Origin of the sequence: Stenotrophomonas sp. YAU14A_MKIMI4_1, assembly GCF_003086855.1 — a bacterium.
In the GTDB taxonomy this organism is placed as follows: Bacteria; Pseudomonadota; Gammaproteobacteria; order Xanthomonadales; family Xanthomonadaceae; genus Stenotrophomonas.
On sequence record NZ_CP025998.1, the window covers coordinates 3,659,485 to 3,676,198 of the forward strand.

A 16,714-nucleotide genomic window follows, 5' to 3' on the forward strand; every position below is an offset into this window, starting at 1 on the left:
GATGGATCGTGCCGAAATCCCCCAAGGCCGAGCGCCCCGCTGATCTGTTTGCCGCCGCATGGGCCGCCGACACGCAGGCCACGGCGGCCTTTCTCGCCGCCAGCGCAGATGTACACGCGGTGGATGCCTTTGGCTTTACCGCGCTGGAGCGGGCCGCATCCAGCCAGGACCGCGCGCCGATGGAACACACGCTCGCCACGCTGCGTCTGCTGATCGATGCCGGCAGTCCGCTGGAGCACGTCGGCGCGGGTGGACGCACGGCGTTGTTCCTGGCGGCAGAGTTCTCGCCGGACGGCCCCGAAGCGGTGCAACTGCTGGTGGACGCCGGCGCACAGCCGGATGTCCGCGACGCGCATGGCAACCACATCGTGGAAAACGCCTGGTCGCGGCAGGTGAAATCTCTGCTGTCCGCCCTGACCGGCCACGCCGTTCCCCCGGTGGTCGTGCGCAAACCGGACCGGAAGATGTCCGCTGCGGCATGGAAACTGGCACAGGCGAAGATCAAGGACGCGTTTGCCATTCTGGAAGCGGCAGGCATCGTCACCACCCGCGGATGCGGCGATACCCGCGACGACGCTGCCGACGACACCAATGAACTGTTCTGGCGTCGTGGTGGAACAGAAGCAGGCCTGAAGGGTTTCTGCTTCTATTCCGGCGATGACATGAAGCGCGCCAAGCGCACCAGCGATCTGTCGATTGGTTTCTGGGGCCCGCCCGACAGCGCGGCCATGGAGCGCATCGGCCATGCCATCGTCGATGCCTTCGCCAGCGTCGGCCTGCCTGCCGAATGGGATGGCACCGAGCGCATGCGCCCCTGCATCGATCTGCGTTCGCTCAGCGCCTGACGGGCGTAGAGTCGAGCGTGCTCGACTGCTTTTCCGCCCAGTCGAGCAAGCTCGACTCTACAGAAGCGGCAGCCGAGCATGGCTCAGCGCTGCGAGGTTCAGTTGACTCCGGGATCCTGCAGCGGCAGGTCAAGCTCGGGCGCTGCCAGGGTCCAATCGACATCGTGTTCCATCTGGAACTCCCATGGCCGCGCCGGCCCGGGCATTGCGAGCAATTGCTGCAGGCGGTCATTCGCCTGTTCGGGATCATGTACCCGATACAGCAGCACGCGCTCGCCCCGGGCGGTGATGCGCGCGAGAAAAACGGCATTGCCCTCCGCTCCGACGCTTGAATCGATAAGCGTTTCCAAGCGCGTGACCACCTCCAGTTCCTCCGGGGTGGGCATGCCGTTATCGCCCAGCGACCGGCAGGCGATGCCAATCCGCAGGTGCCAGGGGAACAGGGTTCGAACGGCATCGGTGCGCAGCGCCGTATTGACCACGACCACAGCCGGTGCCTCGCCGATGACCGTGTTGATGAGGGTGTAGAACGGTACCGGGGTTTCCCGCATCGGTCAGATCCCGCCCGCGTCGCCTTCCGGCTCCAGCGCCTTCACCAGCACGGCGGCCTGGGTGCGGCTGTGGCATTCGAGCTTCTTCAGGATGGCGGTCACGTGCACTTTCACGGTGTTTTCGGCCAGCCCCAGTTCGTAGGCAATCTGCTTGTTCAGCAGGCCATCGGCCAGGCACAGCAGCACGCGGAACTGCTGCGGGGTGAGCTGGGCCAGGCGTGCGGCCAGCAGGGCGTCGGATTCGCTGCGCTCCGGCGCCATCGCCGGGAACCACAGGCTGCCGTCCAGTACCGCCTGCACCGCTTCGCCGATGGTTTCGGCCGGGGCGGACTTGGGAATGAAACCGGCGGCGCCGAACTGCTGGGCGCGGCGGATCACCCGCGGGTGGTCGTTGGAAGACAGGATGACCACCGGGATGTCCGGGTGCGAGCCGCGCACGTGCAGCAGCGCGGAAAAGCCATGCGCGCCGGGCATGGTCAGGTCCAGCAGCACCAGGTCCACATCCGGCTGGGCGTCCAGCGCCTGTGCCAGCGCATCGGCACTGGCCACTTCGCGCACCTGGGCCAGCGGCAGGCTCTGCCGCAACGACTGCACCACCGCCGAACGCAGCAGCGGGTGGTCATCGGCGATCAGGATGGTGTATTCGCTCATGGGCCCATTGTACGGGCACTGCCGCGCATCCGCCGGGCGTGTCCCGGCGCGCCCACGGGCTCAGCGCCCGGCCGGTTCCACGCTGCTGCGCCAGGCATCCAGGAACTGGCGGCGCTTCAGCGCATCCAGGTAGACCAGCAGCCCCGGGCCGAGCTGGATCGGGCGCCGGCTGCGGCCCGGCGCATCGTCGCTGCGCGTGTTGCCGGTGACGATCGGCATCAGCCGCGCCTCGCGCGACAGCACCTGCTGGCCACGCGGCGACAGCAGGTAATCGAGGAAGCGCCCGGCCTCTTCCGGGTGCGCGCCGGTGCGCGGAATCACTGCCGTGCGCAGCACCACCAAGGTGTAATCCTCGGGTTCGACGATGGCCAGCGGCGCGCCGGCATCGATGCGCGCCTGCGCATACGAGCCCAGCACGTTGTAGACCAGCGACAACTGGCCACTGGCCACCTGGTCCAGCAGCACGCCGGTGCGTTCTTCACGCACCACCGCGTTGTCGCCCAGCGCGCCCAGCAGCGCGCCGGCGATGCTGCCACGCTGCGCATCCTGGGTGGCCAGCAGGTAGCCCACGCTGCTGCGTTCGATATCGTAGGTACCGACCTTGCCACGCAGCGGCAGGCCCTCGGCACGCAGCAGGTCCAGCAGTTGCCGGCGCGTGCGCGGCGCCTTGGCTGCCGGCAGTGCGCGCGTGTTGTAGACCATCACCACCGGTTCGTAGCTGATGCCGAAGGCCTCGCTGCGCCACTGCGCCCAGGTCGGCAGTGCGGCGGTCTGCGCCGAGCGGTGCGGCACCGCGTGGCCATCGTTCACCAGCTTGGTCTGCAGGTCCATACCGCTGGAAATCAGCAGGTCCGGCGAATCCGGGCCGCTGCGGTCGTGCAGGTAACGCGCGTACAGGTCCTGGGTGATGATGTCTTCGTAGACCACCGTGGTGCCGGGGTGCAGACGCTGGTAATCGGCGATGACCTCGGCAAACACTTCGATATCGGTGGTGCCGTGGATGCGCAGCTGCGCGGTCGCCGCGCCCTGCGCGGGAAAGCGCCGTACATCGCCGGGCGCAGCCAGTACGGGGGCGGCCAACAACAGCGTCAGCGCGGCGGCGAACAGGCGGATCATGCGGTACTCCGGGGCAGGCGGATGGTGGCCACCAGGCCGCCCTGGGGGCGGTTGCTGAGGTCGATGTGGCCGTTGTGGCTGTCCACCACGCGCTTGACGATGGCCAGGCCCAGGCCGGCGCCGCCGGCCGCCGCGCCCTCGCCACGCGCAAAGCGTTCGAACACGCGTCCGGCATCGGCTGCGGCGATACCGGGGCCATGGTCGGCAATGGTCAGCACGGCCTGCCCGCCTTCCACGGTCAGCGCGATCTGCAGCGCGCCGTCGCCACCGTACTTCAGTGCGTTGTCGACCAGATTCTTGATGGCCTCGCGCAGCAGCAGCGCATCGCCCTGTACCTGCACCGGTTCGGCGGTCATGGCCAACTGCACGCGTGGCGCCGGCCCCGCCTGCGGCAGCGCTTCATGCAGGGCCTGGTGCACGGTCTCGGCCAGGTCCACGGCCGCAAAGCGCTGCAGGTGGGAACGATGGATCACGCTGGCATCGCTCAGCAGCTGGTTCAGCAGGCGGCTCATGTGGGTGGCATTGCGTTCGATCGCAAGCAGGCTGCGGCGCATGTCCTGCGGATCATCATCGTCCAGCGCCAATTGCGCCTGCGCGCGCAGCGCTGCCAACGGCGTGCGCATCTGGTGCGCGGCCTCGGCCATGAACGCGCGCAGCGTTTCGTTGCTGCTGGACAGCCGCTCCATGAAGCGGTTCAACGCTGCGACCATCTGGTCCATTTCGCGCGGTACGCGCGCATCCAGCGGTTTCAGGTCGGACGGCTCGCGCCGCGACAACTCGCGCTCCACCCGTACCAGCGGGCGGAACGCACGGTGTACGCCGAAGGCCACCAGGGCCAGCAGCAGGCCGGACAACACGCCGATGGCCAGCAGGGCGCGGTTGACCATGTCCTGCGCCAGCGCTTCGCGCGCACGCCGGGTCTGCCCCACCTGCACCTGCACATCGCCCTGCGCAGACGCCGCCGCGAAACTGCGGCTGACCACCACGAAGCGCACGGTCTCGCCGCTGTAAGCGGCATCGAACAACTGCGGCTGCAGGCCCGGGCGGCGCGGCGGCGACGGCAGGTCGCCGTAGCCGGTGATCAGGTTGCCGCGGCTGTCGGTCAGCCGGTAGAACACGCGGTCCTCGGCGGCCATCGACAGCAGGTCCAGCGCGGCATAGGGCAGGTCCACCTGCCATTGGCCATCGACCAGCGCCACCGAATCGGCAATCGACAGCGCCGAGGACACCAGCAGGTGATCGTAGGAACGGTTGGCGGCGCGCTGGCCGTAGTCGCGCGCGGCGAACAACAGCGCCACCGCGAATACCGCCAGCAATCCGCCCAGATACAGCAGCAGCGTGCGCCGCAGGGAACCCGGCGCCGTGGCGCGCCGCTCAGCCATCGCCGTCATTGCCGCCGTCGGTGGGTTCCAGCAGATAGCCCACGCCGCGCACGGTGGTGATGCGCACCGGTGCGTCGGCCAGCTTCCTGCGCAGGCGCCCCACGTAGAGCTCGATGGCGTTCGGGCCGGCCTCGTCATCGAAGCCGAACAGGCCGTTGCCGATCTCGTCCTTGCCCACCACCTGGCCCATGCGGCCCACCAGGATTTCCAGCAGGCGGTATTCGCGATTGGGCAGTTCGATCGGTTCCCCGTCCAGGGTGACGCGATGGGCGGCGTTGTCGAACTGGAAGCCGCCCACCTGCACCACTTCGCTTGCCTGGCCGCGCGCGCGACGCAGCAGCACGCGGCAACGCGCTTCGAATTCGCGGAAATCGAAGGGTTTGCCCAGGTAGTCGTCGGCGCCCACGTCGAGCGCCTGTACGCGGTCTTCGATGCCATCGCGCGCGGTCAGCATCAGCACCGGGGTGCTGTCACCGCGTTCGCGCATGCCGGCCAGCACGCGCAGGCCATCCAGTTTGGGCAGGCCGATATCCAGCACCACCAGATCGAAGCTCTGGTAGCGCAGCACGCTGGCGGCGGCCAGGCCGTCGGCCTGCCAGTCCACGGCATGCCCGCTGCGGCGCATGCGGCGGATGATGGCATCGGCCAGGTCCGGGTTGTCTTCGACCAGCAGCAGGCGCATCGGCGGGAACAGAGGGACGCGGGGGGAAGCGAATGCTACCGCGTGCGGCGCGATGGCGTGTGGCGGGTGCATTCCGCCGGGCATGGCCCGGCGCTACCGGGGGCGCGGCGGCCGCGTTTACGCTGCACCGCACAAACCGCTGACAGGACGATGACAGCTACCGCAACCCAGACTGCGGCCGCGCACCATCCGGTGCCCACGATTGCCGCGCGCCTGGCGCGCACCTGGGAGGGTTTGTGGAACTGAAGTTTGCCTGGCAGCGCCCCGCCGCCATGATGGCCCTGGCTGCGCTGGCCGCGCCGGCCTTTGCCGAGGACGACCGGCCGGTCACCGCCACCGTCGGCGGCCGCCTGCACCTGGATTTCGCCACGTTCGACAACGACGACCGTGGCACCCCGAACAAGGACGACACCGAAGTACGCCGCGCCTGGCTGGATGTGTCGGGCAAGTTCTTCGTGGTCGATTACAAGATGGAAGCGGACTTTTCCGGCGACCGCGTGGAGGCCAAGGACGTCTACCTGAGCCGCGGCTTCGGCAGCGCCGGGCGCCTGACGGTGGGCCAGTTCAAGCAGTACTTCTCGCTGGACGACCGCACCGGGTCCAACTACGGCAGCTTCCTGGAGCGTGGCAACGCCGGCACCACGCTGGCGCCGCTGTACCGCCTGGGCGCGTCCTGGCAGGCCAATCCGGGCGATTTCACCTGGGCGGCCAGCGTCTACAGCCTGGAAAGCATCGACGCCTGGCAGGTGAAGGGCCGCGCCGCCGGTGGCCGCGTGACCTGGGCCCCGGCCCCCCGCGATGGTGACGTGCTGCACCTGGGCCTGTCGCTGGCCCGCGAGGCCTACGACAACCCTGGCGCAAGCGGTGCACCGGGGCTGAAGATCCGCCCGCGCCCGGCCGGGCACCTGTCCGATGAAAGCCGCCTGACCCTGGTCGACTTCTCCGCCGGACGCGATACCGACGTCAACAAGTGGTCGCTGGAGTACGCGCAGGTGCGCGGTCCACTGTCCTGGCAGGGCGAATTCAGTGGCGCCACGTTCGATGACGGTGCGCAGCGCGGCGACGTGATGGCGGCCTACGGCATGCTGAGCTGGTTCGTGACCGGCGAAAGCCGCGCCTACGACCGCAAGACCGGCCGCTTCGCCCGGGTGAAGGACATCCGCCACAAGGCCGGCGCGTTCGAAGTGGCGCTGCGCTACGACCAGATGTGGGGCGCACAGCACCTGGATGGCGCGCCGGACCTGCGCCGCGGCAGCACCGAGGCGTGGACGCTGGGCGGCAACTGGTACCTGCGCGACAACCTGCGCTTCATGTTGAACGTGATCGAAAGCCGCAACCGCGACCGCCTGGCCGGCATCACGGTGGACCGCACGCGCGCGGTCACCGGCCGCCTGCAGTTCGACTTCTAAGCCTCCCCCTTCCCCTCCCCTTCCCCACGTCCTGTCTTCACTAGGAGTCCGCAGATGATGCTGAGCATCCTCGGCTTTGGCATGGTCATTACGTTCATGTACTTGATCATGAGCAAACGACTGTCGCCGCTGGTCGCCCTGATCACCATTCCGATCATCTTCGCCCTGCTGGGCGGCTTCGGCGCCAACATCGACGAAATGATGCTGGAAGGCATCAAGAAGATCGCGCCCACCGGCGTGATGCTGATGTTCGCCATCCTGTACTTCGGGGTGATGATCGATGCGGGCCTGTTCGATCCGCTGGTGCGGGTGATCCTGCGCTTCGTGAAGGGCGATCCGATGAAGATCGTGCTCGGCACCGCGGTGCTGGCCATGCTGATCTCGCTCGATGGCGATGGCTCGACCACCTACATGATCACCGTGTCGGCCATGCTGCCGCTGTACCAGCGTCTGGGCATGAGCGCGCTGAATATGACCTGCGTGACCATCCTGGCCGGCGGCGTGATGAACCTGACCCCGTGGGGCGGGCCCACCGCACGTGCCGCCACCGCGCTGCACGTGGACCCGGCCGATGTGTTCGTGCCGCTCATTCCGTCGATGGTGATCGCCTGCGCCGGTGTGCTGGTGCTGGCCTGGTACCTGGGCATGAAGGAACGCCGCCGGCTGGGCGTGGTCACCCTGCCGCAGGGCGGCAGCTGGATGGACAGCACCGTCTCCGACGACAACACCGCGCTGCCGTCGGTGGAAGACGCCGAAGACATCAAGCGGCCCAAGCTGCTGTGGGTGAACCTGGCCTTGACCCTGGCGCTGATGACCGCGCTGATCATCGGCGTGCTGCCGATGCCGGTGCTGTTCATGGTCGGCTTCGCCATCGCCCTGGTCATCAACTACCCGAACCTGGCCGAGCAGCGCCGCCGCGTGGTCAACCATGCCGGCAACGTGCTGTCGGTGGTATCGCTGATCTTCGCGGCAGGCATCTTCACCGGCATCCTGAACAACACCGGCATGGTCGAGGCGATGTCGCACAGCTTCCTGGCGATCATTCCCGATGCCTGGGGCCCGTACCTGGCGGTGATCACCGCGCTGGCCTCGATGCCGTTCACCTTCTTCATGTCCAACGACGCCTTCTACTTCGGCGTGCTGCCGATCCTGTCCGAGGCCGCTGGCAACTACGGCATCACCCCGGTGGAAATGGCCCGCGCATCGCTGGCCGGGCAGCCGGTGCACCTGCTCAGCCCGCTGGTGCCGTCCACCTACCTGCTGGTGGGCCTGGCCAAGGTTGAATTCGCCGACCACCAGAAGTTCACGCTGAAGTGGGCGATCGCCATTTCGCTGCTGCTGATGGCCGGTGGCCTGCTGTTTGCCCTGTATCCCCTCGCCGCCTGATCCACGTACCAGGGAGTTCTCTGCAATGACGCTTCGAATTGCTTACGTCACCAGCGGCATGGGCAGCGTGGGTACTGCCATCTGCCAGGGCCTGGCCCGTTCCGGCCACACCGTGGTGGCTGGTTGCGCACCGAATTCGCCGCGCAAGGCAAACTGGCTGCGCGAACAGCGCGAACAGGGCTTTGATTTCATCGCCTCGGAAGGCAACGCCACCGATTGGGCCTCCACCAGCGCTGCGTTTGCCAAGGTACGCGCGGAAGTGGGCGAGATCGATGTGCTGGTGAACAATTCCGGCGGCAGCCGTGACCTGCTGTTCCGGCAGATGACCGTGGAGGACTGGAACGCGGTGATCGCCTCCAACCTCAACGCGCTGTTCAACCTGACCAAGCAGGTGGTCGATGGCATGGCCACGCGCGGCTGGGGCCGCATCATCAACATCGGTTCGGTCAGCGCCCACAAGGGGCAGATCGGCCAGGTGAACTACGCCACGGCCAAGGCCGCCATGCACGGTTTCAGCCGGGCGTTGGCCGCCGAAGTGGCCTCGCGCGGTGTGACCGTGAACACCTTGTCGCCCGGCTACATCGCCAGCCAGGCGATCAGCAGCTTCCCGCCGGATGTACTGGACCGGCTGGCCGCGTCGGTGCCGGTGCGCCGCCTGGGCCGCCCGGAGGAAGTGGCCGGGCTGGTGGGCTGGCTGGCATCGGACGAGGCTTCGTACGTGACCGGCGCCGATTACGCGGTCAACGGTGGCTTGTACATGGGTTGACCCCCGCGCGTAGCAGTAGATCCACGCCGTGCGTGGATGCTCGGTCATCCCTGGGGTCAGCGCCCTTTCGCGCGCGAAAGGGATCTGACCCCGATGCGCTCTGCGGTCTACCCGCGCGCCTGCGCGAGTGCGCCAGCCACCTCCTCCGGCAGGCCGGAGATGAAATCCACCTCGTCGGACTCCTGCACGATCTGGCCGTCGCGCGGCAACCACATCGCCTCGGGAATCGCGCGCAGCACCGGCCGGCCGGGCCAACGGGCCGGGAAACGCGGCCGGTTCTGTGCCAGGTCGAAGCCCAGGCCCTGGTCGGCGTAGCCGCCCCCGGCCAGCCGTTGTTCGATGCCGCGCAGCACCGCGGCGGTGTGCCGGTGCGATGCAGGCACATCGTCGACCGTGGCAAACGGCACGTACCAGGCCGCCCCCAGGTTCCAGTACAGCGCCAGTGCGCTGGATGCGGCCAACGACGGCTGTTCAAGCAGCCATTGCAGCGCATCGGACAGCGTGTGGGTGTCGGCGAACAGCATCAGCTGGTGGCGTTGCTGCGGCGTGGCGTGTTGCAGGAACGAAGCGAGCAACGGCCAGCCCGGATCCGACGCGGTTGCTACGGGTGAGAGTGCTGGAGGCACCACCTCCGCCCAGATATCGACCTCGCCTGCGGTGGCATCACCGAGTGCCGGGCCGCGTTCGGGTTCAAACGCCGCGGCCAGATCGTGCAGCTGCTGCGCGATCGGCAACGGCAGGCCATCGTCGTACGCATCATCGACCGCTTCGGCAAACGGATCGAAGTCCAGCCCATGGTCGGCGTAGAAGCCATCGAGACACCGCTGCTCGATGCGACGGGCCAGCGCGTACGCCGCCTGCTCGTGGCCAGGCACCTCGCTGACGCCTGCGTACTGGGCGAACCGGCCGGCGCCCAGCGATGCGTGCATCAGCAGTGCCGTGGCACGGTCCAGATCGTGTTGCTCTGCCAGCCAGGCCAGCACGTCGGGGCTGTCGTCGTAGTTGCGCCGTGCCACGTAGATGTGGCGTTGTTCGGGCGAAGCGGTGTGCAGGTAGTCCTGCAGCAGGCGGCTGCAGGACGCGTGGTAGTCGTCGGCGGTCACGTGGGGCTTCCGTGGCTCAGGGGCGCGTGCAGTCTAGCGGCACCTTGCACCGGGGTCAGAGCCCTTTCGCAGGCGAAAGGGATCCGACCCCGCCCATGCCCCGAATCGGGGTCAGATCCCTTTCGCGCGCGAAAGGGCTCTGACCCCATCGCATCAGAACTCGGCGGCGACGGTCATGAACACCTGGCGCGGTGCGCTGGCGTGGATCGCGTAGCGCGTGCCGTTCGGGTCGGTGGGGGCGAACGAACTCAACTGGCCGGCGTAGCGCTTGTTGGTCAGGTTGGTGGCGTTCAAGGAAACACGCACGTTGCGCAGGCCCAGACCCGGGCCGAAGTCATAGCCGGCGCCGGCATCGAAGGTGGTCACGCCCGGCACCGACTGGTCGTTGGTGTAGGTGTAGTAGCGCTTGCCGGTGTACTTGGCGCGCAGGCTGGCGAAGAAGCCATCACGGTTCCAGCTGATCTCACTGGACGCCATGCGCTGCGGCGTGTCCACGGTGATCTTGCCGGCCACCGGTACGATCGCACCGCCCGAGGTGTAGTCGTCCTCGTAGGTGGTCTTGTTCCAGGACAGCGCGTTGTACCACTGCAGACCGTCGATGGGCTTGAGGATGAAGGTCAGCTCGGCGCCATGGCTCTTCACCGAACCGACGTTGATGAAGCGCGTCACGCACTCGGGGCGCGTGCCGACTTCGATGCTCGAGCACGGGTTCAGCGACAGCAGGCGGTTGTCGAACTTCACGTTGTAGGCGGCGATGGAGGCCTGGTACTTCTCACCGAACGTGCGGAAGCCGGCTTCCAGACTCTTGGACTTTTCCGGCTCCAGGCCGGCGCTGGCCGCGAACGATTCCGGCGACACCTGCAGCGGGCCGCCGCTGCCACCGCCCACGAACGCGGCGATGTTTTCCGCGTACGAAGCGAACAGCTCGTTGTTGGCGTTGAGCTTGAAGCCCACGCCCAGCTGCGGCAGCACCGATTCCTTGGCGGTGAGCGTGCCCGAGGCGATGCTGGTTTCCACGCCGCCCTTCGCGGTGGCGCGCATGCGGGTGTTCGGGCTCTTCAGGCCCACGTCCACGGTCAGGCGCTGGTCGAGGAAGCGCATGCGGTCCTGCACGTAGAACTGCTGCGTGCGGATGTCGAAGTCCTGGTTGAACAGCAGGCGGTCGGGATTCTGCAGATACAGATCGTCCAGGAACGGCCCGCTGATGTAGTAGAAATTGCGCGACACATTGTGGTCGTTCTGCTCGTACCACAGGCCGGCTTCCAGCTCGTGGATACCGACCGTCCACGACAGCGCGGCGGTCAGGCCATCGCGGTTGATGGTGTAGTTGGTGCTGCGGATCGAGATCGGCAGCATGCGGTCGGTGCCCGGGTAGGACGGCTGGCCCGGCGCCCACCAGTGGCCCTGGCCACGGTTGTCGTGGTGGTAGGCCATCAGCTTCAGGCGGCCCTGCTCGCCCAGGCGCAGGTCGGCATCGACCGAGTACAGGTTGTCATCGCGCAGCGCGCGGCTCTGGTAGTAGGCATCGTCGATGCTGTTGACGCCGCCGCTGAAGGCACACTTGGCCGGGTCACGGGTGCCCGGCGCGCAGTAGGCTGCGGCCACTGCGCGGTCCCAGTCCGGTGCGTAGATGTTCCAGTCCCAGCCCAGGCCACGCGCCAGCATGTCCTTGGACAGGTAGGCATAGTTGGCCTGGCTGGCGCGCGAGGTCGCCACGAACGCACCGAAGCGATGGTCGCCGACGTTCCATACCGCCTTGGCATTGAACTGGCGGGTGGTCTGGTTCTGGTACGGCGCGGCCCACATGTCCTGGTCCTGGTGCACGCCGGACACGTAGGCCGAGAAGCCGTTGATGTCGCCGGTATCCACGCGCAGGTAGCCGCGGCGCTGGTTGTTGTCACCGACCGTGACGCTGGCGCGTCCGCCGAAATCGGTGGACGGATCCATCGAGAAGTACTGGATGGTGCCGCCCAGGTTGCTGGTGGAGGCCACGCCCAGCGAGCCGATGCCCTGCGACAGTTCAGCGCCGGCCAGGTTTTCGGCAATGATCGCGCGGGCAATGCTCAGGCCGTTGTAGTTGCCGTAGCTGTTGTCGCCCAGTGGAATGCCATCGAGCGTGTAGCCCAGGCGGCTCTTGTCGAATCCGCGCAGGCTGATGGTCTGCGATTCTTCATTGGCGCCGAACGCATCGTTGGATTGCACAGATACGCCCGGCAGGCGGTCGAGGATCTTCTGGCCGCTCGTGCCCGGCGGCAGCACCTGCTTGTCGACGGCGGTGATGCGCTGCACCTGGCGGGTTTCGCCCTGGCCGATCACCGAGACGGTGTCCAGCGTCTGCGCGCTCAGCGCGGCATCGGTGCTGGCGTCGGTGGTTTCGGCGGCATGGGTGCTGGCGGCGGCGGAAAGCGCGATCGCCACGGCGATCGTCAGGTATCGGGTCTGCATGTGAGTCCATTGCATGGGGGAAGACCGGCGCGTCTGCGCGCGGCGCGCCGCCACTATGCGAATGGAAGATGAAAGGTTGTTTACGAAGTGGCGCGCGTGCTGCGGGCGGTGACGCGCGTCTCGTTTGTGGGGGTGGGTGTGTCGGCAGGGCTGCCGCCCTGCACCTGCTCACTGCAACGTCAAAAGCGTGCATTCCGTGGGAGGGCGGGGTGGGTCCGGTTGCGGGGGACGCCGTAAATACGTCCATGTAAGCTCGGTCGCCGCATCCATGCGGCTCACGCCCCCGCAACCGGACCCACCCCGCCTTCGACAGATTTCCGCGATCTGCCGGGAGGGCACGGGGTCGGATCCCGTTGCGTGGCAACGGGCTCCGACCCCATGTTGTTTATCGATGTTTGACGGATTCATCCACGCATGGCGTGGATCTACTGCTGTCGTACGCCATTTACTCTGGGGCCAGCTGGTCCATGCGGATGCGGTTGGCGAACAGCGAGAACGCCAGCATGCCGGCCAGGCCGTTGGCGCGGCTGACCCAGTGCGGCAGCCAGCGTGGGGGCTTCAGTACGCCGGCTTCAAACAGCGGTGCAAAGGCGATGGCGTCGGTCAGGCTCATCTTGCCGGCGAACAACCAGCGGCAGACCTGCAGGCGATCCTGGGCCAGCATGTGGCGGAAGAAGGTGTGGACCGACACCAGGCCGCGCAGGTACACGGTGTCCTTGGTGAAGGCCAGGCCGCCGCTGGGCGGTACGCCGCGGAACACGCGCTGGGCCGAGGCGAAACTTTCTTCCGGGTTCTGCCCGGCATCGCAGAAGTAGCGGTAGACCTCGATGAAATCCGCGCCTTCGCGTGCCATCGCGATGGCCTCGGTGCGCAGGCTGATGCGCTTCAGCCGCTCGATATCGATGCTGCCGGTGATCTGTTCGGCAAACGTGGCCAGGCCTTCCTGGGTAGCGGTCACCCGTGGCGAGGACAGGCCCAGGCTGGGCAGTACTGGTTGCTCGCGCCCGTTCAACGCGGTGAGCGAATGCACCAGCGCTTCGTGGTGGAACAGCTGCGCGCGGTCGTAGGCGCTGAAACGCGCGGTGGTGCGCAGACGGATGCGGGTCGGACCGGCCGCGGCCTTCGACACCAGATCCGGGTCCAGCTGCACCTGGATGATGCGCGATTCGAAGAAGGCGTCCAGATCGTTCTGCAGCTGCAGCTGCAGCGCGATGGCCGACACCGGCACCTGTTCTTCCGGGGCCAGCAGTTCGTGGTCCAGTTCCGCGGCGATCTGGATGAAGTGCCGCGCCGCTTCGCGCGTGCTGGGGCCGTTGCCCGGCAACGGCTGCTCGGGTGCGCCGAACAGCTGCACCGAACAGCGGTCAACGGTGGCGGTGCCCAATCCTTCCAGCAGCTGCGCGGCCAGGTCCCAGCTCTGCGCGGACTGGCGCACGTAGTGCCCCAACGGATGGCTGTCGTCGCATGCACTGGCGATGGCTTCCAGGGCACGGCGTTCTTCGCTGAAATCCAGCCGTGGGTAATCGACCTGCGGCAGCACCGGTTGGCCACGTGCCACGCTGGCCAGGAACGGCGCCTGCGCGGTGGCCGGCCAACTGGTGAGCCCCAGCAGGCGGATGCCGCCGACAGCCTCGACCAGGCGCGCATCGAGCGCGGCATGGTGGGCCACATCGGGGTCCAGCATTGTGGTGGGTTCCATGGGCGGACTATAGCGCCCTGCCCTTGCTTTGGTTCGTGCCAACCAAGGTTGGCACCTACCAAAAGCAGGCAAAGGTGGACCCCCGGTAGGTGCCAACCTTGGTGGCACGCGCCGAAGACGGGCTGCGGACAGGTTCATTGCCGGGGTCAGAGCCCATTGCGGTGCAATGGGATCCGACCCCGCCGCGCGCGATCAGCGCCGGCGCGGTTTGCTGGCCGGGCGGAACTGCTGGCCCTTGCCCTTCTTGCCGCCGCGTTCCTGCGCGGTCTCGGCCTGGCGCACGGCCAGCTTCGCTGCGGCTGCGGCGACTTCTTCCTTCAACTTGAAGTAGTTCAGCAGGCGGCTTTCTTCAATTTCGCCGGCATCGATCGCCGCGCGCACTGCACAGCCCGGTTCCTGCTGGTGTTTGCAGTCATTGAAGCGGCACTGTTCGGCCAGCGCTTCGATATCGGCAAAGCCTCCCTCGGACAGCGTCTCTTCGCCGGTCGGCTTCAGCTCGCGCATGCCAGGGGTATCGATCAGGCAGGCGCCGGTCGGCAGCGGCATCAGCGCGCGGTGGGTGGTGGTATGGCGGCCGCGCGAATCGTTGGCGCGCACCGCATTGGTCCTCATGCGCTGCTCGCCCAGCAGGGTGTTGGTCAGGGTGGACTTGCCCGCCCCCGACGACCCCACCAGCACCACCGTGCGGCCCGGCCCCAGCCACGGCTGCAGCACGGCCACGCTGTCGGCATCCAGGCCATTGATCGCGTGCAGGGCAATGCCCTGCATTTCCAGCTCTTCCAGCACCGCCAGCGCATCTTCGCTGTATTCGGTCTGGTCGGCCTTGGTCAGTACCACCACCGGTTCGGCACCACCGCCGCCGACCAGCAGCAGGTAGCGTTCGATGCGGCGCGGATTGAAGTCGGCATCCAGCCCACAGACGATGAACACCGTATCGATGTTGGCCGCAATCACCTGCTGGTGGTAATGCTCGCCGGCGGCACCGCGCTTGATCGCGGTACGCCGCGGCAGCAGGGCGACGATGCGGATGCCGTCCAGCAGCACCCAGTCACCGACCGCCGGTCGTTCATGGCTGGGGAAACGCGGGCGCTGCCATTCCGGCAGCGATTCGGCCTTGATCGACGCGTCCGGGCCATCGGCCACCACGTAGTGGGTGCGGTGCTGTTCGATCACCCGCGCCGGGCGGGCCTGCGGGTGCGCGGCCATGGCGGCCTGCCAGTCGGCCTGCTGCGGCGGGCCCGGCCAGGGCCAGCCGATGGTCTGCAGGGCGGTGAAATCGGGGGTCTGGGTCATCGCCGCCATTCTACCCGGCCAGCCCAGCAACGGCGGGGCCTGCGCCCTTGCCATGCGCTGCACCAATTCCGGTAGGATGGAAGCCCCATGCCTTACGACGGCCCAGCCCCCATGTCCACCCCCTCGCCCAAGCCCCTGGCCATCCGCGAGCGCCTTTCCGAAGTGCGCTACGAAATCCGCGGAGAACTGGCCCGGCGAGCGCGGGAGCTGGAAGCGCAGGGCCGCAAGCTGATCAAGCTGAACATCGGCAACCCCGGCAACTTCGGTTTCCGTGCGCCCGAGCACCTGCAGCGCGCGATTGCCGATGACATGGGCCGTACCGACCCCTACACCCACCAGCAGGGCCTGCCGGTCGCGCGCGAAGCCATTGCCGCCGCGTATGCGCGCCGCGGTGCGCCCGATGCGCATCCGGACCGCGTGTTCGTCGGCAACGGCGTGAGCGAACTGATCGACCTGTCGCTGCGCGCACTGTTGAACCCGGGCGATGAAGTGCTGGTGCCCTCGCCGGACTACCCGCTGTGGTCGGCCGCGGCCATCCTCAACGACGGCCGCCCGGTGTACTACCGCTGCGCGCCGGAAAACGGCTTCCAGCCCGACCCGACCGAGATCGAGACGCTGGTGTCTTCGCGCACCCGTGCCATCGTGCTAATCAACCCGAACAACCCCAGCGGCGCCAGCTACCCGCGCGAACTGCTGGAGCGCGTGGTCGAGATCGCGCGCCGCCACAACCTGCTGCTGCTGGTCGATGAGATCTACGACCAGATCCTGTACGACGACGCGGTGTTCCAGCCGGTCGCGCCGCTGGCCGGCGACCACCCCTGCCTGACTTTCAGCGGTCTGAGCAAGGTGCACCGTGCCTGTGGCTGGCGCGTGGGCTGGGCACACCTGAGCGGCGACGATGCGCGCCTGGGTGACTTCCGCGCCGCGCTGGACCTGCTCAGCGCGCTGCGCCTGTGCGCCAACGTGCCGGGCCAGTACGCGATCGACGCGGCGGTGAACGGCCCGGACACGATTTCCGAGCTGTGCGCCCCCGGCGGTCGTCTGTATGAAACCCGGCGTGCGGTGATCGAGGCCTGCGAGGCCAGCGAACACCTGTCGCTGGTTGCCCCGGCCGGCGCGCTGTACGCGTTCCCGGCCGTGGTCGGCGCCGCCGCCAAGGGCTTCGACGACCACACCTTCGCCCTGGACCTGATGAACAACGAAGGCGTGCTGGTGGTACCGGGCTCCAGCTTCAACGTGCCCTACCGCCACCACTTCCGCGTGACCCTGCTGCCGGAAGCCTCGGTGATGCGCGATGTATTCGCACGCATCGACCGGGTGCTGGCCCGCCGCGCCGAGGACGCCACCAAGGTCGTGCCGCTGAAGCCACGCCGTTCGGTGGCCTGA

General features: G+C 67.6%; 14 protein-coding genes. 5 read left to right on the forward strand and 9 right to left on the reverse strand.

Annotated features, from left to right (window positions below):
- Positions 1–8: 8 nt before the first annotated feature.
- A complete protein-coding gene (locus C1931_RS16605; RefSeq protein ID WP_199913886.1) occupies positions 9–845 on the forward strand; it encodes an ankyrin repeat domain-containing protein in 837 nt (278 codons plus the stop codon).
- Between the two features lie 98 nt (positions 846–943).
- On the opposite strand, the gene C1931_RS16610 is transcribed toward C1931_RS16605, so the two are convergent.
- Genes C1931_RS16610 through C1931_RS16630 form a run of 5 tightly spaced genes read right to left on the reverse strand, consistent with a single transcriptional unit; the run spans position 944 to position 5,227 of the window.
- Positions 944–1,396: a DUF695 domain-containing protein gene (locus C1931_RS16610; protein ID WP_108757115.1), complete on the reverse strand. Its 453-nt coding sequence runs from the start codon at positions 1,394–1,396 to the stop codon at positions 944–946.
- Between the two features lie 3 nt (positions 1,397–1,399).
- Positions 1,400–2,047 carry a response regulator transcription factor gene (locus C1931_RS16615; protein ID WP_108754101.1) on the reverse strand — a complete coding sequence of 216 codons (648 nt, stop codon included), beginning with the start codon at positions 2,045–2,047 and terminating at the stop codon, positions 1,400–1,402.
- A gap of 60 nt (positions 2,048–2,107) precedes the next feature.
- On the reverse strand, positions 2,108–3,163 hold the full coding sequence (locus C1931_RS16620; RefSeq protein WP_108757116.1) for an ABC transporter substrate-binding protein: 1,056 nt from the start codon (positions 3,161–3,163) through the stop codon (positions 2,108–2,110).
- Positions 3,160–4,545 (reverse strand): sensor histidine kinase, encoded by a 1,386-nt coding sequence (locus tag C1931_RS16625; RefSeq protein WP_108757117.1) that lies wholly within the window; start codon positions 4,543–4,545, stop codon positions 3,160–3,162. Before C1931_RS16625 ends, C1931_RS16620 begins: the two co-directional genes overlap by 4 nt.
- Complete coding sequence (locus tag C1931_RS16630) at positions 4,538–5,227, reverse strand: response regulator transcription factor (RefSeq protein WP_108751623.1); 690 nt, start codon at positions 5,225–5,227, stop codon at positions 4,538–4,540. The genes C1931_RS16625 and C1931_RS16630 overlap by 8 nt, the downstream gene beginning before the upstream one ends.
- A gap of 272 nt (positions 5,228–5,499) precedes the next feature.
- Here C1931_RS16630 and C1931_RS16635 point away from each other — a divergent pair, with 272 nt between their 5' ends.
- The 3 genes from C1931_RS16635 to phbB are packed head-to-tail and all read left to right on the forward strand — an operon-like array spanning position 5,500 to position 8,788.
- A complete protein-coding gene (locus tag C1931_RS16635; RefSeq protein ID WP_108754874.1) occupies positions 5,500–6,636 on the forward strand; it encodes a porin in 1,137 nt (378 codons plus the stop codon).
- A 57-nt stretch (positions 6,637–6,693) separates the two neighbouring features.
- Complete coding sequence (locus C1931_RS16640; RefSeq protein WP_108754875.1) at positions 6,694–8,022, forward strand: CitMHS family transporter; 1,329 nt, start codon at positions 6,694–6,696, stop codon at positions 8,020–8,022.
- A gap of 25 nt (positions 8,023–8,047) precedes the next feature.
- Positions 8,048–8,788: an acetoacetyl-CoA reductase gene (phbB, locus tag C1931_RS16645; RefSeq protein WP_108757118.1), complete on the forward strand. Its 741-nt coding sequence runs from the start codon at positions 8,048–8,050 to the stop codon at positions 8,786–8,788.
- Between the two features lie 107 nt (positions 8,789–8,895).
- On the opposite strand, the gene C1931_RS16650 is transcribed toward phbB, so the two are convergent.
- From C1931_RS16650 to rsgA, 4 genes are all read right to left on the reverse strand, one after another.
- Positions 8,896–9,891: a DUF4274 domain-containing protein gene (locus C1931_RS16650; protein ID WP_108757119.1), complete on the reverse strand. Its 996-nt coding sequence runs from the start codon at positions 9,889–9,891 to the stop codon at positions 8,896–8,898.
- 153 nt (positions 9,892–10,044) lie between these two features.
- Positions 10,045–12,336: a TonB-dependent receptor gene (locus C1931_RS16655; RefSeq protein ID WP_108757120.1), complete on the reverse strand. Its 2,292-nt coding sequence runs from the start codon at positions 12,334–12,336 to the stop codon at positions 10,045–10,047.
- A 445-nt stretch (positions 12,337–12,781) separates the two neighbouring features.
- A complete protein-coding gene (locus C1931_RS16660) occupies positions 12,782–14,035 on the reverse strand; it encodes a flavohemoglobin expression-modulating QEGLA motif protein (RefSeq protein WP_108757121.1) in 1,254 nt (417 codons plus the stop codon).
- A 192-nt stretch (positions 14,036–14,227) separates the two neighbouring features.
- The gene (gene rsgA, locus C1931_RS16665) at positions 14,228–15,328 is read right to left on the reverse strand and encodes a ribosome small subunit-dependent GTPase A (protein ID WP_199913887.1); all 1,101 of its coding nucleotides are present in this window, start codon (positions 15,326–15,328) and stop codon (positions 14,228–14,230) included.
- Between the two features lie 111 nt (positions 15,329–15,439).
- Here rsgA and C1931_RS16670 point away from each other — a divergent pair, with 111 nt between their 5' ends.
- Positions 15,440–16,714, forward strand: a complete 1,275-nt coding sequence (locus C1931_RS16670) for a pyridoxal phosphate-dependent aminotransferase (RefSeq protein WP_026347275.1) — start codon at positions 15,440–15,442, stop codon at positions 16,712–16,714.